Annotated in this window: 16 protein-coding genes; 8 read left to right on the top strand and 8 right to left on the bottom strand. The window is 57.0% G+C overall.

Going from position 1 to position 20,032, the window contains the following annotated elements; all coding sequences use genetic code 11:
- Positions 1 to 5 precede the first annotated feature (5 nt).
- Positions 6 to 788, top strand: coding sequence for an enoyl-CoA hydratase/isomerase family protein (locus CXQ91_RS07110; RefSeq protein ID WP_104173230.1), 783 nt, complete (start codon positions 6 to 8; stop codon positions 786 to 788).
- A 36-nt stretch (positions 789 to 824) separates the two neighbouring features.
- Here the strand turns inward: CXQ91_RS07110 and CXQ91_RS07105 are convergent, their stop codons facing one another.
- Positions 825 to 3,083 (bottom strand): hypothetical protein, encoded by a 2,259-nt coding sequence (locus CXQ91_RS07105; RefSeq protein WP_146072307.1) that lies wholly within the window; start codon positions 3,081 to 3,083, stop codon positions 825 to 827.
- Between the two features lie 396 nt (positions 3,084 to 3,479).
- Between CXQ91_RS07105 and galU the strand changes: the two genes are divergently transcribed.
- Complete coding sequence (gene galU / locus CXQ91_RS07100) at positions 3,480 to 4,373, top strand: UTP--glucose-1-phosphate uridylyltransferase GalU (protein ID WP_104173228.1); 894 nt, start codon at positions 3,480 to 3,482, stop codon at positions 4,371 to 4,373.
- 6 nt (positions 4,374 to 4,379) lie between these two features.
- On the opposite strand, the gene CXQ91_RS07095 is transcribed toward galU, so the two are convergent.
- The 5 genes from CXQ91_RS07095 to CXQ91_RS07075 all read right to left on the bottom strand — a co-directional run bounded on the left by CXQ91_RS07095 (position 4,380) and on the right by CXQ91_RS07075 (position 10,949).
- Positions 4,380 to 4,802 carry a VanZ family protein gene (locus CXQ91_RS07095; RefSeq protein ID WP_104173227.1) on the bottom strand — a complete coding sequence of 141 codons (423 nt, stop codon included), beginning with the start codon at positions 4,800 to 4,802 and terminating at the stop codon, positions 4,380 to 4,382.
- Positions 4,803 to 5,129: 327 nt separating this feature from the next.
- Positions 5,130 to 5,732, bottom strand: coding sequence for an LPXTG cell wall anchor domain-containing protein (locus CXQ91_RS07090; RefSeq protein WP_104173226.1), 603 nt, complete (start codon positions 5,730 to 5,732; stop codon positions 5,130 to 5,132).
- A 173-nt stretch (positions 5,733 to 5,905) separates the two neighbouring features.
- Complete coding sequence (locus CXQ91_RS07085) at positions 5,906 to 7,780, bottom strand: DUF4012 domain-containing protein (protein WP_258073861.1); 1,875 nt, start codon at positions 7,778 to 7,780, stop codon at positions 5,906 to 5,908.
- Between the two features lie 37 nt (positions 7,781 to 7,817).
- Positions 7,818 to 9,254 (bottom strand): sugar transferase, encoded by a 1,437-nt coding sequence (locus CXQ91_RS07080; protein ID WP_104173225.1) that lies wholly within the window; start codon positions 9,252 to 9,254, stop codon positions 7,818 to 7,820.
- Between the two features lie 225 nt (positions 9,255 to 9,479).
- Positions 9,480 to 10,949 (bottom strand): polysaccharide biosynthesis tyrosine autokinase, encoded by a 1,470-nt coding sequence (locus tag CXQ91_RS07075; RefSeq protein WP_104173430.1) that lies wholly within the window; start codon positions 10,947 to 10,949, stop codon positions 9,480 to 9,482.
- A gap of 455 nt (positions 10,950 to 11,404) precedes the next feature.
- Between CXQ91_RS07075 and CXQ91_RS07070 the strand changes: the two genes are divergently transcribed.
- From CXQ91_RS07070 to CXQ91_RS07045, 6 genes are all read left to right on the top strand, one after another.
- Positions 11,405 to 12,343, top strand: coding sequence for a glycosyltransferase family 2 protein (locus CXQ91_RS07070; protein WP_104173224.1), 939 nt, complete (start codon positions 11,405 to 11,407; stop codon positions 12,341 to 12,343).
- A gap of 263 nt (positions 12,344 to 12,606) precedes the next feature.
- Positions 12,607 to 13,593, top strand: a complete 987-nt coding sequence (locus CXQ91_RS07065) for a hypothetical protein (RefSeq protein WP_104173223.1) — start codon at positions 12,607 to 12,609, stop codon at positions 13,591 to 13,593.
- Complete coding sequence (locus CXQ91_RS07060) at positions 13,586 to 14,311, top strand: DapH/DapD/GlmU-related protein (protein WP_181038816.1); 726 nt, start codon at positions 13,586 to 13,588, stop codon at positions 14,309 to 14,311. The genes CXQ91_RS07065 and CXQ91_RS07060 overlap by 8 nt, the downstream gene beginning before the upstream one ends.
- Positions 14,312 to 14,450: 139 nt before the next feature.
- Entirely contained in the window at positions 14,451 to 15,725 is a 1,275-nt protein-coding gene (locus CXQ91_RS07055) for a hypothetical protein (RefSeq protein WP_146072306.1), read from the top strand.
- Positions 15,709 to 16,851, top strand: coding sequence for a glycosyltransferase (locus tag CXQ91_RS25715; RefSeq protein ID WP_146072305.1), 1,143 nt, complete (start codon positions 15,709 to 15,711; stop codon positions 16,849 to 16,851). Before CXQ91_RS07055 ends, CXQ91_RS25715 begins: the two co-directional genes overlap by 17 nt.
- Before the next feature lie 119 nt (positions 16,852 to 16,970).
- Positions 16,971 to 18,221 carry a polysaccharide pyruvyl transferase family protein gene (locus tag CXQ91_RS07045; RefSeq protein ID WP_146072304.1) on the top strand — a complete coding sequence of 417 codons (1,251 nt, stop codon included), beginning with the start codon at positions 16,971 to 16,973 and terminating at the stop codon, positions 18,219 to 18,221.
- A gap of 608 nt (positions 18,222 to 18,829) precedes the next feature.
- Here CXQ91_RS07045 and CXQ91_RS25710 read toward each other — a convergent pair.
- Entirely contained in the window at positions 18,830 to 19,177 is a 348-nt protein-coding gene (locus CXQ91_RS25710; RefSeq protein ID WP_374953640.1) for a serine O-acetyltransferase, read from the bottom strand.
- 358 nt (positions 19,178 to 19,535) lie between these two features.
- Positions 19,536 to 20,000, bottom strand: coding sequence for an Lrp/AsnC family transcriptional regulator (locus CXQ91_RS07035; RefSeq protein ID WP_104173217.1), 465 nt, complete (start codon positions 19,998 to 20,000; stop codon positions 19,536 to 19,538).
- Between the last annotated feature and the right edge of the window lie 32 nt (positions 20,001 to 20,032).

Here is a 20,032-nt window from a genome sequence, read left to right as displayed (position 1 = left end):
GCCCCATGATCTCCCTCTCCATCGCCGACGGCATCGCCGAGGTTGTACTGAACGCCCCGCACAAGCTGAACTCACTGGACGAGCAGGCGCTCAGGGATTTAACACAGGCGTACGACGACGCCGCTGACGCCGCCTCGCGCGGTGAGGTGCGGGCGCTGCTGCTCAGGGGAGAGGGCCGCGCCTTCTGCGCGGGCCGGGACATCGCCGGCGTGACGCCGGAGACGGACGACGTCCAGGGGTACCTGGGCGGGCTGCTGCAGCCGCTGCTGAAGAAGATGACGGCCTTCCCCGCTCCGACGTTCGCGGCGGCGCAGGGCGCCTGCCTGGGCGTGGGGCTGGGCCTGCTGCTGGCCACGGACGTGGTGTATGTGGCGGAGGACGCCAAGTTCGGCTCGCCGTTCGCCAAGCTGGGCGCCACGCTGGACTCCGGCGGGCACTGGTACTTCACCGAGCGGCTGGGCATGCACCGGACGCTGGACCTGATCTACACGGCCGAGCTGATGACCGGCGCCGAGGCCGTGGCACAGGGGATGTTCAGCCGGGCCATGCCCAAGGGCGAGCTGCTGGAAAACACCCGCGGCATCGTGGCGAAGGTTGCCACGGGTGCCACGGGTGCCTTCAACGCCAGCAAGGACCTGGTGGCCCACATCCGCGACCAGCGCCTTGGCCTCTGGGAGGCCATGGAAGAGGAAAACGCGGAGCAGGCCCGGCTGTGCAAGTCCGAGGACTATGCGGAGGGCTTCAAGGCGTTCCAGGAGAAGCGGACGCCGGAGTTCAAGGGCCGGTAGCGGCCCCTCTGGGGAGCCCGTCGAAGGCGGGGCACGCTAGAGCTTCAGGTTGGTGAGCCAGTCGCGGAGTTCCTCCTCGGGCAGCTCGACGAGGTACTGCTTCTTTAGCGTCGTGATCAGAATCATTCTGTGTGCCGGGTCGTTTTGAATACCGTTGACGTCTTCCACCCCGTCACTGACCAGCAGCCCGAGGAGCTCTACTTGATATTTTTCGACGTTAGGGAACCCGGCGGTCTGCTCCACCTTCGCCGCTAATTGGGCAAGGCGGCGGAGTCGATCGAACTGCAGCGAGGGAATTTCTAGATACTCTTTCAGCCGCCACGGGGAAACAGCCAATAGCCGGGCTGGGGCGGTGGCACCGATGGCTTCAAGTTTGGTTTTGTGTTCTTTGAACGGCGCTATCTCCAAGAACGTTGTTCGCGGGCTGACGCCCACCAGCTTCTGGAACCACCCTGTGCCATGGAATTTGGTAAGGACGGGGTCTTCCTTCGCCCAGGCACGGAGGCGATCGTCCGCGCAGGCGACCGTTAGCGGTTGCTGTACAGGGTTGGGTTCGGCGTCCGGCGACGTGTGCGAAGCGAGGTAGCAGGCAAGGTTGTAGGCGATGCTGGGCGCAAGGGGACTGTTTTCTGCTTTAGTCCAGTCCCTTGGGGTAGAGCCCGCAGCTGGAAGCGAGGGGCCGAGTGCCGGACTCACTTCCTCAACGGCCTGTTGGGCAATGGCTGCGACCACACGCATGGAGCGGCCCATCACGTCATTGGCCGGAATTCGTTTTTCCAGGCTCGTCGTTAGCAGTTTGGCAACTTCGAGGGTCTTATCCCTCTCTGCTACGAGCAAATTGCGAATGCTGTGAAGATTGAGCATTGCCAGGACGTAGTTCAGGAGCAGCCGCCTGTAGATCCCTTCGTGCCCTTCATGCATCCGGCCGTTGGTGCGCGGGAAATCATCGATCCGGGCATGAAGCCAATTGGTGAACGTCAGCAATTCGGCTTCAGTGTCCGACTTCTTGTACCGGTAATACTGGCTGGCCAGCTGCGCCGGAAGATTGAATGGGTCGGCATTCAACGCCTGCGCCAACAGGGTGACAGCTTGCACAGGCTCTTGATCCAGTTCGGTGGTGGCGATGTAGTGGAGGCCAATACTCCGCCAGTCGGTGGCGCCGCATAGGCTTTCAAAGCCCCTGTGTTTGGTGGCCAGCGTGGAGATGACGACGGCTGCCGCCATCTTCTGCCGGCGATCGGAAGGAGGTGAGACAGCTGAGCTCGCCTCGCCGCCCTTGGGAGGGGCCGCATCGGCATCAGGAAGGCCCAGGCTTGTTGTACTGAATGTGGCAGCGTTGTTGACCCAGCCGTTCCTGGCCACGACAACGGAAATTTGATCATCGCCGGTTTCGTCGATGGTGACGGTCCAAGGGACGAATAGCAGGGCGGATTGAACGATTCTTTTGAGCGCCGCAAGGATCTTGTTCGTCGGTGCATCGACCAGGACATCACCGGACAGTGCGGTGACATCGGTTGCTCGGGGGACTTGCATTCCGTGGGGTCGGGAACCACCTAGCTCAGTCATGTAGGCCACGGCCTTGTCCACTGCTGCGTCGTCCACTTTGCCTGTTTTGTCGCGAATGACAACGGAGACGCGCAACCTGCTTGATAGGAAATAGGCGAACATCACTGAGCCGGCGACGGCGGTAAACAAAAGGACGGCGAGCAACAGTCCCATCCAGAAGACGGCTGGCTGTGAACCATTCGAGCCGTCTAAGGGCGCGCTGAAGGGATCCAGAAGTTCAGCCAGTTTGGCCACGAAAAAGTATGAGCCCGCGACGGCCATCACGATCCCAACAAGGCACACGGCTCCTCGGTCCAATTCGGGACGCAATCCGAGCTCTGCTTTTGAACATCTGGCGGTCCCCGCGACGAACCGGGACAACAGCAGGGCTCCTACTAACATGCCCGCGAAGACCGGGGCTGCACTTGTAAATGGTGCCGTCCAATTCGGAAGCCAGTCGCCGGGGGGACTCTGCAGTTTGTCAACGCGCGTTTGGAGAGGTTTTTGGGCAATTCCTGACGCGCGCAGCGCATCCACGAGTTCTTGTTGACAGGCGGTTGGTTGTATCGCCGGCGTTGGCGCCTCCGTTGGTACAACATTTGTTTGCGTTGGGGCCGCAGTTGCTTCTGACGGTGCGGATGTTTCAGCGGGCGCTGCTGAGGGAGGCTTGATTGGACCGAGCTCACGCAGCTTCTTGATTGTTTCCAATGCCTGCTCGGGCTTGCCTGCCCTGGTCAGTTCAGCTGCCACGGCGCAAACGGCGCTCTGGTCAGCGGGCGCGACGGTCGGAGTAGGCGGTGAAGCAATTGTTGCGCCGGGCGCTGCAGTTGACGTTCCGGTGGGCATTGCCGGGGAATCGGTGGAAAGTCCCGACGATGGTCCCGCGCAGCCCGTTAGTAAGAGGAAGCTGAACAAAATGAAGGTGACGCGGTACCGAACAAATCGACTGCTGCTCATGCCATACCGGACCTTGCCATAGGGTGACTGGCGCCATTCAGAACAGTTTGCTCTTCTACCCCAAAAAGGACAATGCTGTCCGTCGAGGTGGTTAACTCCGGTGGCTGAACTGTCTAAACTGCGGTGGCCGTCACCGTCATCCGGCGTCAGGGATTGCGATGTTCCTGCATAGATTTATATGGTTCAGCTATGACTTTGGGGAAATCCGTAAGAAAAGCCGTCATTCCTGCTGCCGGATTGGGAACTCGCTTCCTGCCAGCCACCAAGGCAATGCCGAAGGAAATGTTGCCGGTGGTTGACCAGCCGGCAATCCAGTACGTGGTGGAAGAAGCCGTTAAAGCCGGCCTGGATGATCTCCTCATGATCACCGGACGTCAGAAACGCGCCTTGGAGGACCACTTTGACCGCGCACCGAACCTGGAGCGCATCTTGGAGCTCAAGGGCGACCTGGATCGCTTGGAGGCCGTCCAGCACGCCTCCAGCCTCGCGCCGTTGCACTACCTACGCCAAGGAGACCCCAAAGGCCTGGGCCACGCAGTCCTGTGTGCCCGCCAGCACGTGGGGGACGAGCCCTTCGCTGTCCTGTTGGGTGACGACCTCATCGACGAACGCGATGAGCTGCTGAGCACCATGATCGATGTCCAGGCCAAAACTGGCGGCTCTGTCATTGCCCTGATCGAGGTGGACCCGTCCCAGATCAGTGCCTACGGGTGCGCGGACATTACGCCCGTGGACGGGGAGAACTACTTCCAGGTAAACCGCCTCGTGGAGAAGCCCTCTGCTGACGAGGCTCCGTCGAACCTGGCCGTCATCGGCCGGTACGTGCTGCACCCGGCCGTGTTTGACGTGCTCGAGGAAACCGAGCCGGGCCGCGGCGGCGAGATCCAGCTGACGGATGCGTTGCAGACCCTCGCAACCTCGGAGGACGAAGGCAGTGGTGTCTACGGGGTTGTGTTCCGTGGGCGTCGTTACGACACTGGAGACAAACTCAGCTACATCAAGGCCGTTATTTCCATTGCTTCGGAGCGCGTGGACTTTGGCGAAGACCTGAAAGCATGGATGAAGGAATTCGTGAACAAATAATTCAGTTCAGGAGTTACTTGTCGAGAGGCTCAACGCCAGATGGCGTTGAGCCTCTCGCCGCTTAATTTCCCGCACAACAGCACGGCCTACTGATGCCCCTAAGAGGCACCCAGCCGTATTTGTGACAAGATCCAGCGGACTTGCGACACGATCGTGAAGAAATAGCTGCTGACCCAGCTCCATACAGCCGGAGACCAGGAGCCCGAAGGCGCCAAGCTGCCAAATTCGTTTGTTTGGGAAAACCAGTGATGAGACTATGCCCACGGGCACGAAGAGTAGGACGTTAGCTGCGGCCTCGATAAACGAATAATTGACCCAGCCGGGAATTCCCATGGCATGGATAACGATGAGGAGGCCCGCAAGTTCGCCTTGCAAGGGTTGGTCCACCGGGCTGGGCCAGAATGCCACCAAGGCCAGCGGCACCGACATTACTGTGAGGACTGCCCGCCAAAGGCGGGGCTGCTCCAGGCACTTCAAGCAGGCCTCAGGACGCTTTCAGGATGGCGAGCGCTGCCACGCCCAGCGCGGCGAGCGCGAGAAGTGTCAAGAGGATGTAGGGGAGTGAGTGCGGAGGAAGGAGCGGCATGGTGAAATCGAACTGCCAACGTGATCTGCGCCAATGTCTCCCCATAACTCTTATGAATACCACAAAGGTCGGAAGCTTGGCCTGCGGTTTCTAGTTAAATGCGGAGGGTGGGTGGTTCTCCGGTTTCCCCGGAGAACCACCCACCCTCTTTGGTGCTTGTTGGTTTAGCCTTACGCTGTGGCCGCAGCCTTGGCGCGACGGCGAACCACAACTACCGAGGTTGCGCCGGCAGCCAGTGCGCCTGCGCCCACCAGGGACCACAGGACCAGGCTTGCGTCCGCACCGGTGTTGGCGAGGCCGGCTCCGGTGTTTGCCAGCGGGGCACCGCCGGTGTTTGCCAGGCCAGTGCCTGAGGCGACGACGGTGACGGTCGCGCTGGCGGTCTTACCGGACGTAGCGCCAGTGGCAGTTAGGGTGTAAACGCCCGGCTCATTAATGGACAGAGTGTAGGCGAAGGCGCCGTTGGCGTCAGCGGTCGTGGAGAAGGTGTCGGTTGCCAGGGGCAGGGTGATCTTGGTGGGTACCGTGCGGCTACCGTTGGAGACGCTCGAGCCGTTGGCAGCCGGGGGGTTGCCCGGAGTTACGGTGATGGTCAGGCCTTCGCCGGCAAGGAAGCCGTTGCCGCGGAAGACGAACTGCTCGCCGGGACCCACGGTGCCGTCAGAGACAGCTGCGTTGGCCGGCGGTGCCGGGTAGGTGGCTGCGACGGCCGGAACGGCGCCGATAAGTGCGATGGAACCTGCAAGTGCGATTGCTGCAAGTGTTTTCTTCATGAGTCCCCCTGAGACCGTAATTACGATGGCTGTCACGTGATTAGTGGAGATTTCCGATCCCCCGAGTGACCGTAGGTTGAAATCTCATTTGCTGTGCCCAAGTAGACGTTAGCATCCCGTGACGGGTGTTACCAAAGTGAATCAAGTCGCTTTACATACTGTTAACGCGATGTCTACTTCTCCGGAACGCATTTTGCTTGGTGCGTAGCGAGAACCACGTCTTTGACAGCTTGGACGGTGGGCGTGACAACCAAGTTAGGTTCGGTGTGCTGGACAATCTTTCCAAATGTAAGCTCCACGGTGCTGCTTTGTCCCGGGGCCAGGGAGACTGTTACGGATCCAACGGGCCGGTTGCCGTGCCTGTTGGCAGCGAAGTCCGTCTTTATTCCGTCAACAAATGCAGTCTCAGCGTTGGCTTGGGCCGGGCCATACGCGATCACGTTGGTCTGTACAGTCCCAGCCGGAACGCCGAAGATGCCGTCGCCTGTGACATATGCGGGCAGGGAAGTAGGGGCATCAGTGGGAGCCGTGTTTGTACTTGTGATGCGGACCTTGACCTGCCCGTAGTCGCTGCCCGTGCATTCCTCAACAAGCTGAACCGTCCGTTTGACGTAGTAGTCCATCTTTGCGCCTGTGCCGTCGTTGAAATACACACCAAACTCGGCAGGGGAGATGTTCGAACCCGTTACGGACCCTCCAAGCTTGTAGTCTGAGATCACTTCTTGTTCGTTTGACGCGGCGGACCACACGAGGATTCTCCCCTCATCCACACCACGCCCTAAGCTCTCGATCAGTCTTTTCGGATCACTCTTGCCTGCGGAAAGTGCACCAAAAACCTCTTTGGCTACGCCTGCAAAGTATGCATCCTGGAGCTCAGGATCAGCGATTTCTGCATAGACATCGGACAAAAGCGTTCTGACCACGTTTCGTCCTGTTAGCTCTGTAGGAAGAGAGCCCTTACCGACGCTCGCGGCAGAGGTGCTCTCCACACGTACCGCACCTGTGGCGTCGAGGATATATGCCAGGGCCACGGGGTCAAGTGAAAGAACGCCGTCCAAGCGTTCTCCCTTGGTCTTCTCCCACATGGCCTGCGCAGTCGCTGCGGTCGTTGGGAAATCAGGCGTTAAATTGACGTCCTGTATGTACGTGCCGATACGGCGCGAGTAGATGGTCGTTTGGTCCGGGTCCACGGACACGGGCGGGGAAAAGGCTCGGAGCGCACTCGCGCTGGTCTGTGAGTCCAAAGTAAGTTTGCCATTGTCGATAGTCAGGACCGCCAACGCGCCAGGAATTCCCCCGGTGGCCCGTACCTCGGCATTGTTTTGAACCAACAAGAGATAGCGGCGTGGCCCATCAGCCCCCATCATCGAAGGCAGGACTTGGGCTGTGCGGGCTGAGGCTTGAAGCGCTGCATCCAATGTGTCGAGCCGCGAAGTCGCGGCCGTCAGGGGTTCCGCGATTTCGTGTATCAGCGCTGACGCATCAATTCTCGCGAGTCTCTCGTGGGACAGGTGAACAACGTTTGCGGCGGCTGTCAATTTCGGTTCTCCCGCGCGCAGCCAATCGAGATTGACTGCTCCATTAACAGGCGTAAATTTGTCGAAGTTGATTAGCCCAGCGTCCGAGAGCAGGGGAACGACAGCCCTATTCACGATATCGTCGGCGGAAACGGCCATTTCAGTTGCAGCAGAAAAATTACTTCCTACCCAAGGGATCATTCCAGCGGCCTTCCAGAATGGGTCGGAGGCAGCATCTTTGGCAGCGGATGAACTATCCTGCAACTTGGCCAAGGATGCGGGTGACACTTTGTCCGGACCTGCGAGGACCTCAGTTTCGATCGCGACGAGATTTGTGTTGGTCGCTTCGAGATTGTCCTTGATGATGAGGGCCCTGCTACCAAGCCACAGTCCGACAGCGATCATAATCACCGCAAACAAAAGGAGGAGGGAAATTGCCCGAGCAATATATGGGCGTCGACCGCTTTTGGCGCCCGGGGTTTTTGATCGGGCGATCCTCGTTCGATTGCCGGAAGGGAATTCGCTTGTCAAAAGGGTCTCCTACGCCAGTTTTCGGATTGCTGCGTGTCTAAACGGCGCCGTGGCTACCGAATACTGCTCGAAAGGTCTTGAGCAGAATGACTATGTCTTGTGTCAATGACCAGTTCTCAACGTAGTAGAGATCTATGCGTATCGACTGTTCCCATGACAGGTTGGATCTACCGCTAACCTGCCAGAGGCCACTCATTCCAGGGCTAACGTAGAGCCTGCGGTGGGCGGCATGGTCATATAGGGCCACTTCACCCTCGCGTTGCGGACGCGGCCCGACCAAGCTCATGGTACCCATGAGGACGTTGAACAGTTGCGGGAGTTCATCCAACGAGTACTTCCGCAGAATTTTCCCAATCGCTGTAATGCGAGGATCGTTTTCGACCTTGAACAAAGGCTTTCCGGCTGTACCCTGGGCTTCCAGTAAACGCTGAAGTTCCGCATCCGCATTTTGTTTCATGGACCTAAATTTGATCATATGGAAAGGTGTTCCGTCCTTCCCAATCCGGCTCTGCGCGTAAAATATCGGCCCAGGGCTTGTGGCCTTCACGAGCACGGCGATAATAATTAGCATTGGCGAGCTGAAAGCGATGAGCAGGACTGCCCCTACTACGTCAAACAGCCGTTTTGCGACGCGTTTTCCGCCCGTTAGCTTCGGGGTGGATACGTGAATCAATGGGAGACCTGCCACGGGCTGTGTGTGGATCCTGGGCCCGGCTACATCTGTTAGGGCAGGCGCAAGAATCATCCCTATTCCTTTGGCAGCCAACTCCCAACCAAGCAGCCGAAGTTGCTCTGGGGCGAGCTGGGCACCAGATGAGATGGCCACCGTATCGGCTTGGCATTTTTGGATGGCGTTCAGAATCTTCTGAAGGTCTTGTTCATGTCCGATTACGGGAATAGTTATGTCTTCGGCGAGTGCCCCATCGGGGACTCCAACGAGGTAGCCAGCTACTGGTTGGTATCCAGCCTGAGGGTGGCTCACAAACGATCGGACCAAATGCTCGGCCGAAAGGGGACCTCCGATGATCATTACTCGCGAATTGCTGCGACCCTGGGAACGCTCAGCACAAAGCAGTTGCCGAACCACCCATCGGGCAATTAGGAGACCGAGGACTCCCGCCGGCAGTGCCAACCCAACGTAGCCACGAGCGGTCTCAAACTGAAAGGCATACGAGAGTATCGCCACGAGTCCGAATAGCCAGAGCGAAGCAGCGAAAACGCTCTTGTATTCCTCTGTGCCAGCGCCGAGGATCTTAGGGTCACGACTGCCCCACGCACTCAGAAACAACCACCACGCCAAAATGAGCAACACGGTCAGAACTGCATAGCTCGTGGAGTCTTGAGTCGACGCTGTGGTCCCGTCCATACGAAAACGGATGAAGTAGGCGCCGCTTGCCGCCCAGATCACCACAAATGCATCAATCCAGCAGAGGCGTACGCGGTACTTTGTACGCCAATCAGCGTAGGTGGTCATGAAGGGTCCTTTCCCCTTAGGGTCCCTAATATATTCGACTGGGCATTCGAGATCTTAGTGTGTGCGCGTCTCAATCGAGTAAAGGTGACGCCTTTACTCCGGACCAGGAATTTCGTTGCATATGAAGTAACAATTCACTGCGATTGGGGTTTGTCGACATCCTCGAACTCGCGGACTTCGAGCTACCAATCACGACGAAAACAGCGACGCAACGGTCGCATAGACCTATTTGTGCGTTTGCTCCTGATCCAACTGGCCAAAGATCACTTGATCGAACTTGCTATCGCTAGTCATCTCTGATGGAAGCGACCGCGAACGCGTCTTTTTTTCACGTTCGATTGGCGTCGGCCCATACGCATAGGTGGTATACGCGTAGGCGTCCGGCCCCTTGGAAGGCAGCTTGTTCAAGACGATCCCGATTAGATCGGCGTCAACCATCATTAGTGCGGAGAGAGACTTCTCAATGTCTGTCGTCTTAACCTGCTGACTACCTACGACCAATACGACGCCGCCGACGATTTGGGCTAGAACCGCGGCATCGGTGACCGGGAGAAGCGGGGGTGCGTCGATCACGACGGCGTCGAACTGCTCCTCCAGTCTTCCAACGAGCGCTTTCATGGAATCTGATCCAAGCAGCTCACTGGGATTGGGCGGAATTTGACCAGATGTAAGGACGTAGAGGGCGTCCTGCCCCCACGGCTGGGTGACCTCATCAAGACTTGCATTCCCAACTAGGACGGTCGTCAGACCCGAGTTGCGCTCCAAGCCCAGGTATTCCCCGACCATTGGCCGCCGCAGGTCAGCATCAACCAAAGCGACACGTTGTCCTGATTGGGCAAGCGCCATAGCCATGTTTATCGCAGTAGTGCTCTTACCCTCTCCCGGCAGCGATGAAGTTACCAGGACTGTCTTTGACTGATGACTTACATGCGAAAATTGGAGGTTCGTTCGGATTTGCCGGAAGGACTCAGCGCGTGGGCTTTGCGGGGGGACCTGCGTCAGCAGGGGTTTCTTTGTGGCATCGGAATCAAACGCGATACCGCCGAGAATTGCGGCATCGGTGATTCGCCTTAGTTCGGTTTCTCCCCGAACCTTTGTGTCCAGCACCGTTCGGAGTATGGACGCGCCGATGCCGAGTCCGAGTCCCACCACGAGGCCAAGCAGAATATTCAGCTTGATGTTTGGCGAGGACGGGGCGTTCGGCGCAGTTGCCGGTGTGATAACTGAAAGCCGCACCGGAGAAGTACCGCTTTGAGACGGCGTTTCGAGTCTGTCCACGACTTTGATGAGGCTATCCGCAATGGCCTGCGCAATGGCTGCCGCCTGGACTGGCGACTCATCCTCGACCGATATGTTAATTAACACCGTGTTCAGGTCAGCAGTAGCTTCAATTTTTGCGGCCATTTTTTCGGGCGACTGGCTTAGTCCGAGACTGTCCAGCGCTGGCTGAATCACAGCGGGTGTCTTGGCCGTCTTCACGTACGACTGGACTCTTGCTTGGCTGAACGTGTTTCCCTGCTGAAGTTCCGAGACGGAACCAGAGCTTTGAATGGCCACGAACAGTTGCGTCTTTGCAGTATACGTAGCTCCGATTGAGAGGGACACCGCCCCGCCCACCAACAGTCCGAGCAACATGGAGGCTGTGATCAGAATCCAGTTGCGACGGAGGACCATCAAATAGCCGCTCAGCTCCAAGATCAATACCTCTCAAGTTTTCTGTGACATCGGGGAAGTACCCCTGCAGATGCGTGCGGTCTCCACACGCTAGACTTTTCAAAGATATCAGTCCCCGGAGTACATACTGGAAGCTTCCGGAAATGTCGGGCGACTCCGCTGGACTCGGATGCCAGTAATCCTGTAGGGGTCCTGGGTTCTTTGAGTGCAAGTGAACCCGAGGGCTTCTGTTATTTCAAACTCGAGGCGGTTCATGCCGTCGTGAACTGACGATTGATCATTTGCAGGTTTCGGCTGCGTCGGCCAGTCCGCTGCTCATGTTACAAACCGAAGGAACGAGGTCGCCGTCAAGCGTGTTTTAATCGTATCTGTACCCCGATGATGAGTCGCTGCAGTCTCAGGCATCGGTGTTGCTGCAGCGGCGCACCTAAATATCTGAGGGGTACTAAACTCCTCACAAGGTTTGGGTGACTCGCATGACGACAAAATTGTTTTGGTCCAAAGTAAACATAGTTTGCGTTACGTTCAACAACGAAGCGACGGTCGAACCTCTCCTCCGGAATCTGGCGGAGCAGAGCGAATGGATCGAGCAAGTAGTCGTCCATGACAATGGCAGTGGAGACGACACGGTGGCGAGGGTAGAGGCCGTGTCGGCCACATGCCCGGACTTGACTGTAACCATAATCAGGGCCGACAACGTTGGCTTCGGACAAGGCATTTTTGGGGCGTGCCAGGGTCTCAGTGACGGGGAGTTGCCAACACTTTGCCTAAACCCGGATGCGGTGTTGAGCGCCGGCACTGTCGAGAAAATGCTCGACACTCTCAACTCGGACCCGCTGATAGGCGTAGTAACGGCGCCTCTGGTTCGAGCAGACGGACAGTTGGACTCAGCCAGCGTACGTAAACTCCCACGCTTCGGGTCTTCTCTCTTGTACTCGGCTGTCGGAAAACTTGTACCGAAACGCTTTCGGTACAACGCCACGACAATTGACGACCTGGAATCAGGGCTGCCCGGACAGAAGTCCCCGGGTCACTCAGTTATTGAGGCGACCACAGGTGCACTTATGCTTGTGAATCCGCAATTTCGGCCTTCCACGCAGCCTATCTTCGACTTGGAATACTGGATGTACGGTGAGGACTTGCAGCTCTGCAAAGACGCCGCTGACGAGGGATATCAGGTGGTCATTATTGACTGGCCAGCATCGCTGCATTTGAAGGGTGTTTCCAGTGGTTGGCCGCGTGGCCGTACGTCCAACAAGGCTTTTCATGACGCTTTGTTCCTTTACTACGCGAAAAACATGAGCCGAAGCTGGGCCGACAGGGCACTGGCTCGGGCCGCCGTGTCGGCAAAGTTCACCCTAAGTCAGGCAGCAGGAGACTTCGCGCGTCGGCTGAAGCTTTCTTCGCGGTCATGACCGTAAGAAGCGAAGCCTCTCGAAGAACGATCAGGAGGGGCCGTGGAGGTCTCGGTCGTGACTCGCTGCTCGTCCTTGTTGTAGGCGTATCAGCCGTGTTGCCTTTTCTCCTGGCCCCTCTCAGAGCTCAGATCCTTGGACCGTCTGGCCGCGGTGAGTTCGCTTATTTTCAGTCTTCACTGACGACAATTGGGGTGGCTGCGGCGCTCGGCGTGAGATATGCCTGCTATCAAGTCGGGTTCGTAGGAGACTCCCGGTTCTCCATGAGCTACATCAGGATGGGGCTGGTCTCCGTCCTGGCGGCAACTATTGTAATTTTGCCATTGTCCTGGGTCGCAGCGACTTCGTTTTCACCCCTGATATTTTGGTCGATCGTAGGCACTGTCCTGCTGGCACCCAGTTTTGTGATGAACCAGATTGAGTTCGCCAATGCTAATCATGGGCAGTTACGAGCCAGGATTGGGATTGCGGCTTCCATGCCCGCCGTTCTGGAATTTGCGGTCACATTGGGTGCGTTCCTCTTTCAGCGCTTTAGCTTGGCTGTGGCGATATTCACTGCTATCGGAGCGCAGGCGGCACGCCTAGTCACCGCGTGGCAGTGGCATCTGAACGACAGAAGCAAGGTTCGACGCCGAGATCGCCGGAGACGCCCTGACACGGAATCGGCTCTGCTGAAGGCCAGCTTCAGGAATGGGCCTGCGTCGGTGATCCCCCTGCTGAGCGGCAACCTCGACGTAATTATTTTCGGCATGCTAACCTCCACGGATGTCCTCGGCCATTATGCGGTTGCAAAACTTGGCTTTTCGGCCGTGCTAATCGCTGCCACGGTGCTCGAAGGTCGAGTGATCGGCCTCGTTGCCAAACGCGGGCGAGGCAAGACTCTGATGATCATTCTGGGAATCGCGAGTCTATTGACAGTATTATGCGGGGCTGCCGGATGGTATCTTACGCCGATTGTATTCGGAACCGATTTTAGTGCCTCAGCGCTTGCCTTCCCGCTCTTGGCTGCTGCTGGGGGACTAGCTTTCACTTTTGTGTGTTTGTCAGCGATTAATGCGCAACGCCGGAAGGCATCCCTATGGCCAGGACTGTCGATTCTGACTGTTCTAATTCTCGGTTGCTTCGTCCTTGGAACATTCCTTGGATCAAGTGTTATTGCGATCAGCTTCGGATTGATTGCGGCTCAGGGCGTCGGACTGGCAATAATTCTGATTCAATACTTTTCAACGAATGGGACGGCCAATGATTGATAATTTGATGACAATAATAATTCGAAGAATTCGCCCGAACTATTCGCCCGATCCTAACGTTTCCACTTCTGTCCTCATCGGATGGTATGCACGTAAGGGCTTCTTCCCCCTAGTTCGAGGCGTATTATTCCGTGGTCGTTTTGCCACCGCAGGGTTCCCTGTATTCTTGGGTCGTCGCGTCACCATTAGTTACGCATCGTCTATCCGGATGGGTAGTTCCGTGTTTATTGGCGCAAATACGAATATCAACGCCTTCTCCAAAGATGGGATTAGCATCGGCAGCGGTTGCACAATCCGCGAAAATACTTGGATTCAATGCTCGTCTAGCCCGGCAAATCCAGGGGCGGGTCTAGAGATAGGCGAAAATACCTATATCGGGCCCGGAGCGGTTCTTGGCGTTGGCGGTCCTGTCGCAATCGGAGCCGACTGCCAGATTGGTGCCGGATTTACTGTAATTGCTGAGAACCATCAGATGGGCCCCGAAGGAGTAAGCCACTCTGAGGTGATGCGTAAGGGAGTCACTGTGGGCAACGGTTCATGGATCGGCCACAGAGTGACCATCGTTGACGGCGTGACTCTGGGCGCCGGTTGCGTTGTGGGGGCGGGGAGCGTAGTGACCAAGAGTTTTCCTGCCAATTCCACCATCGTTGGAGTGCCCGGAAAAGCACTGAGTGGCTCGACGCAACGGCCTGTTCAGGCACAACCCGCAGATGGATAGAGTTGCTCACCGCATCGGATCCGCAAAGGCTTTGACCAAAGGGCCATTTACGCGTTCGACCCCCTATATTGTGATCTTGGTGGTCACGTGGCTCCTAGTTGGGCCTCGATTGCCCCTAGCCAATATAGCGGGGTCATCCGTGCGCCTGGAGGACGCGCTCCTCCTTTTGCTGTGGGTGTACGTCCTAACCCGCTGGGGCAAGGCTACGAGCGGGCTGCCGCGTCGCGGTGTAACCGCTATCGTCGCGGTCAGTCTTCTCGCAACGGCCTTTGCTGTCATTGGAGAAAGGGTGAGCCTCGGCCCGAGTATCCTTTATAGTCTTCGGCCCCTCGAATACTGGGCTGTTTTTCCCGCTACATATTTTGTCCTCCGTTTGGGAACTGACAAACATAGAACTTACTTCGTCCGTGTTCTTGGCGCTGTGACCTTGATTCAAGTTGGAGTAGCTGCAGCTCAAGCGGTTTTCGGCTTCAACATCGGATTCTCAAAGTTTTCCGTGGAACGCGGCGCCGGACTTACTGCAGGACCATACGAACTTGGGGCCATCTGCTCGATGCTTGCCATCTTTTGGCTAATGCGTCGGAACTACCCGCTCGCGGGGATCGCGGCGTTGGGTGTGTTTCTAACCGCTTCACGAATCTCTATTGCTGGCATCGTTATCGGCAGCGTAATTGCGATCGTATTTTCAAAGGGGAAGACCCCGGCCGCTGGCACCATGAGGCCGAAGCGCGTTGTGAACGTGGTGCTTGGAATGCTGCTAATTGCCGGCGCCGGGATGTTCGTCGCCGCGAATCCGTCGTCGTCGGGAGCTCTTGGTGATCCCGTGATCGGACGGCTTCAAGACACCTCGACGGTTGACTCATGGACATTGTCAGGGCAGGTAGCGTCGAGCCTTGAGATGCCAAACAATGCAAATGAGTATTACACGCTTGCATACGGTTCCATGCCATATCTGCTTGGCGAGGGCGGATTTGCGTCGACAGGTTCAGGCGAGGCGAGCGATATGGTTCGTTTCTTCAGGTGGCACATACTTATAGACTCAATTGACAGCCCTTGGACTTTCCTATTTGGTCTCGGACCGTCCTTTGCCGGTGCATCCGTGGACGGGTCCTTTGTTCGAATGATGGTGGAGACAGGTGTTATCGGCTTGGGCGTCTGGGCCTGGTCAATAAGGAGGTGGGGAAGGTCGCTGGCCCCAGCACTGAAGGGCGTAATAGTTGCCCTACTAGTTGGTGCAATATTCATAGATCTTTTGTACTCCCTTCGCCCCATGGTTCTAATGTGGGCAATGCTTGCGTACGGCGATGCCGTTGCCCTGGCTACAACACGTAGCCCTGATCACATCGCTGTAGAGTCCCACGCACCATCGCGTTCAGCTAATAGTAGGAAGTTTGACAATGATGCCTCGCAATGAAATTGATTTCATACTCCGGTCGGACGCTTTGGAGAAGAACGGAGGAGACGGCTTCCAAATCGAACAGTATCGCAAGAATCTTGCCCAGGCTGGGTTTGACGTCCAGTGCATTCCTTTTCACGTTTCGATGGTTCTGCGCCCAAACTCCATTGTTCACATTGTTAATGTCGATAGGCCATTCGATTTTCTTGCTGCTGTTCGCATTGCTGGTGACCGGCCGATCGTTGTTTCAACCATTCATCATGACTTGACGTCAGTCAGAGAGATGCGCAAGGCGGAAAGGAACCAAGGCCTTCGAACCTTGGCGGGCCGCGTATTGCCAGAGTCGGGTAGAGAACTTCTCGCTTTTTCGGTTAGGACGGCTAGAAAAATCCGCACCTCGTCTGATGGCCAAAAATGGGCAACGACTTGGCTCCGAAGCTTGCCGACGGTTGGGACAGTTTGGCGAGCTGTCGGAAGCACCCTGGACGGGGTTCATACCGTGGCTTTGCTGGCCGAAGGAGAACGTAACTCCTTGACCCGGGACACAAGATGGCAAGGCCGAAACGGCAAGTTGATCCCAAACGGGAAGCCGGCGGGGCGGTCCACGGGCGACAGTTCGGAACCCGGACGTACTTGGAGCCATCGTCTTCACGATATCTGCGTTGTCGGCCGGATTGAGCCACGCAAGCGACAACTGGAGATAGCCCGAGCTGCCACTGCTCTGGGCCAAAGTGTTGTGTTCGCCGGACACCCTAGCCCGTCTTCACCTAGGTACGTCGCAGATTTTGAGGCAGTCGTCGCTGCCGATCCGAACCTTGTCTGGGTTGGTGGCGTCGAACACGAGGAAGTGCTCGATCTTATGGGCAACTCCCGCGTGCTCCTTAATGGCTCGTGGGTTGAAGTCCAGAGCCTGGTCGACATAGAGGGCGCAGCGGCTGGTTGTTGGGTGGTAGTCGGAAGGGGAGGCAACTCCAGCGAGTGGCTCGGAGCAAGTGTTGTTGCAGTGGACACTCACGACGTATCCCAACTCTTGTCAAAGGCGGCGGAGGTGCTGCAGAAGAATGTGGAACCCAGCCCCACTGATTACTCTCACACGTGGGAGATGGCTTCTGAAAAATTGGCCGAGATATACGCAGAGCTATAAATTATCCACGTAATTCTGTTTACATTGCGTGCAGGATTTACTGCCTTGAAATGACGAATGCGATATGCAGGGGCAGAAAATAGACACAAGTCGATTGCGACTTCGGTTCGAATAACAAAGTGGGAGATTTTGTGAAAAGGGTCATTCTTCTCAATGTTTGGCATGATGACAACGCCGGTGATTCTGCGATAGCACAGATCTGCATTGAAGCCGCAATGAAAAAGTGGGCAGGTGCAAAAGTTGAAGTTCGAACGATGCTTGGCAGGAATGACCCAGCGTATGAATCGTGGAACAAGCACCTGAAGGTTCGATTTCCAGAGGCTGATTTCTTGCCCGCGTTTTACCCGGAACCAAGTTCTGCAGGACGCTTCAGGAAAATCAGTGTTGTTCTCGGTATCGTGCGTGCTCTGTACCTTGGTTTCGGAATCGGCATGGGGCCCCGAAAAGCTGTTCGCTCCCATATCTCAGGTGCTGAAGCTGTCGTTCTCGTTGGTGGGAGTGACCTATTTGAGGTTCGCCGACCGGTCACAAGCCAATTTAGGCTGCGACGGATTACTGAAGCCGCGATTGATGCTGCCAGCGTTGGCGTGCCAGTGTATTTGTGGGGGCATACGTTGGGCCCGTTCGAAACGAAGTTCGGACAAGCAATTGCCCGGCGCCTGTTTGCCTCAAGCGAGCAGATTCTCGTCCGAGACGAAAAATCTGAACAAGTCGCACTCGGGCTGTCTGGGCGCCAAAATGTAGAGCTGGCTCCCGACTTTGGTTTTGCAATCCAACCGAATCCGATACGTTCAGAGCAGTCGGAGAAAAGTCGCGGTCGCTACTTGGCCATAGTTCCGAGGAAGCACTTTTTTGATGGCGATGGTAGTCGGACCGACACCCTCCTGGATGAGCTGGCGATGTTTGGCCGGGGACTGCTGGAACGCGGGGAAGTCGACTCAATAGTACTTGTGCCGCAGGTGACCGGCCCATCCGTCGTGGAAGACGACAGGGTTGTCGTGAAAGAGTTGGCGTCGAAGATTGCAGATAATCGTGTTGAGGTTTTGGACACGAGTAAGTTCGGGCCTTCTGAGTTTTGTGGTTTGTATGCCCAAGCAAGTGGTGTGGTGGCAGTGAGGCTGCATGGTGCGATACTGGCGATGGCGGGAGGTACCCCTGCCCTGGCAATCGCCTACTTCACTGGAAAGACGTCCGGAGTCATGGAAGGAATGGGGTTCGGCGATTCTTGGGTGGAGTTTGACGACTGCACGGCCACCTACATGAGCGAATGGTGGGACACGATCACATCCGGTAACCGTTCCGGAGCCATTGAAGCTGCGGTCGACAAGGCACGGCTCGAACTGAGTACTACCATTGGCGTGCAAGCCTGAACTCTGCTTCGGAAAGCCAGTCAGTCGGACCTCCGACCTCCAATTTATTGGCATAGCCACGACCCCCAAATGACTTCCTTGAAGAGCGGGATTAGTCGGGGACTGGCGACTGGAGTTCTCCAAATGACAGCGTCATAGTGGAACTTCTTGCCGTTGATGCGTCGGGACCTCCGGATGTGCGTGGATTGTTTCGACAGCGGCCCACGCCATCGGGAGGTCCTCGATGGCAGACGAATACGCGGCAGAGCACCACCAAAGGTCGTCGCATTGGACAATCCTGTGTCAGGAGCGTTCTATCCCTGATGACGTCGGGATCGCGAAGGGCGCTAGTGCCTGATCAGCAGCGGTCATTTCTTCAAGAACCCGCTCGGAGGCTGGCTCCAGGGCCTCTAGCCTCTCGGCGGGGTACTGGATACTTCTTGCGGTGTGCCTGGTCAGAGCTTCTATTGTTACGCTCTGATTCTGGATCTGGTGTTCGCAACCGAATATGGTCCGTGATTCCGGATCGGTCGCCCGCGCCGGCAAGTTGCGCCGAAGAAATTTGTCCTATGGATTGCTGACGGCCGCACAAGAGCGGCTGAGCGCAAGGTTCGTCTTGGCCATTAAGGCTAGAGGATTCTTGCTGGGTTGCCTACAGCCGCTTTGCCGGGGGGAACATCGGCAAGAACTACCGCACCGGCCCCAATCCGGCCGTTATCCCCGACGGAAATTGCGCCGAGAATCATCGATCCAGCCCCCAGATGAACGCCATTACCAATTATCGGTGAACCGCCCTCGCTGCTTCGCGCCCCGATGCACACGCCTTGATGGAGTGTGACGTCATTGCCCAGCTTCGCACCCCCATTTACGACGATTCCTGTACCGTGAAAAATCCTTAGCCTGGAGCCAACTTCTGTTGTCCAAGGGATTTCTATGCCCCATGTCCACTCAACGATCACAAGGTACACGAGACACATGGCTTTGCCGAGGACCCGCTCCGGGTAACTTCTGCCTGTCCGCAGTCGCCTAGCTGTGCGAAATAGGAGGAGCGCCAGTTGAATTCGGATGTCGCCGCGGTTTGCGGGCCAGTCCACGAATAATGAAGACAAAGGGGATCCATTCGATAGCTGGAGTTTTGGCCATTCTAAGGCACAGTGCAGCACTGTGTTTAGTGTGACCTCGCGCATTGTCGCATAGTGGCCATTAGCGTTCACGAGTGTTCGTGGTTGAGGGTACCTAGAGTCCCCTATCCCTTTTGTGTAGATATTTGGGGGTGGCGCGCCGTAGGCCCAGTGTGATCGCGCGGCCTACTTAGGTTGGCGGGTTTCATGAGGCCTAGCGCGTATCCACATCCTCAAACACCAGGAACGTCTGTGTATCCAGCACCCCCGGCATGGACTGCAGCTGGTCGAAGATGACGCGGCGCAGGTCCACGTTGTCTACTGCCCGCACGAGCAGGATGACGTCAAAGTCGCCGCCTACCAGGGCAATGTGGTGCACCTCCGGGATGGCCCGAAGTAGCTCGCGCAGTTCGCGCCACGAATGCTGCCTTACCTTCAGCGTCACGTAGGCGGAGGATTTGAGCCCGGCCTTAATGGGGTCAACAAGGGCCGTGAACTTGGTCAGCACCCCCTCGCCGGTCAGCCTGGCGATCCGCGTATAAGCGTGCGCCCGTGAGATGTGCACGTTCTCCGCAACCTGGGTGACGGACATCCGCCCGTCCCGGGTCAGCTCCGCGATGATGTTCCGGTCCACGTCATCCAGCGGCACCGCCACTTGGTCCCCTTCGGTCCCTGCCATTTGTCCACAACTCCCGCCGGTAACGCAGCTCA

This window comes from Arthrobacter sp. Y81 (genome assembly GCF_002929335.1).
Taxonomy (GTDB): domain Bacteria; phylum Actinomycetota; class Actinomycetes; order Actinomycetales; family Micrococcaceae; genus Arthrobacter.
Note: the sequence above shows the minus strand (reverse complement) of the source record. Positions and strands in the feature narration are given on the sequence as shown.

Excerpts from the sequence above, each read along its gene's own strand:
- CXQ91_RS25715 (WP_146072305.1), top strand. The coding sequence starts at position 15,709 with ATGATGCCTCGCAATGAAATTGATTTCATACTCCGGTCGGACGCTTTG.
- CXQ91_RS07095 (WP_104173227.1), bottom strand. The coding sequence starts at position 4,802 with ATGTCGGTGCCGCTGGCCTTGGTGGCATTCTGGCCCAGCCCGGTGGAC.
- CXQ91_RS25710 (WP_374953640.1), bottom strand. The coding sequence starts at position 19,177 with ATGTGTCTCGTGTACCTTGTGATCGTTGAGTGGACATGGGGCATAGAA.
- galU (WP_104173228.1), top strand. The coding sequence starts at position 3,480 with ATGACTTTGGGGAAATCCGTAAGAAAAGCCGTCATTCCTGCTGCCGGA.
- CXQ91_RS07110 (WP_104173230.1), top strand. The coding sequence starts at position 6 with ATGATCTCCCTCTCCATCGCCGACGGCATCGCCGAGGTTGTACTGAAC.
- CXQ91_RS07060 (WP_181038816.1), top strand. The coding sequence starts at position 13,586 with ATGATTGATAATTTGATGACAATAATAATTCGAAGAATTCGCCCGAAC.
- CXQ91_RS07080 (WP_104173225.1), bottom strand. The coding sequence starts at position 9,254 with ATGACCACCTACGCTGATTGGCGTACAAAGTACCGCGTACGCCTCTGC.
- CXQ91_RS07065 (WP_104173223.1), top strand. The coding sequence starts at position 12,607 with ATGAGCTACATCAGGATGGGGCTGGTCTCCGTCCTGGCGGCAACTATT.
- CXQ91_RS07035 (WP_104173217.1), bottom strand. The coding sequence starts at position 20,000 with ATGGCAGGGACCGAAGGGGACCAAGTGGCGGTGCCGCTGGATGACGTG.
- CXQ91_RS07090 (WP_104173226.1), bottom strand. The coding sequence starts at position 5,732 with ATGAAGAAAACACTTGCAGCAATCGCACTTGCAGGTTCCATCGCACTT.
- CXQ91_RS07070 (WP_104173224.1), top strand. The coding sequence starts at position 11,405 with ATGACGACAAAATTGTTTTGGTCCAAAGTAAACATAGTTTGCGTTACG.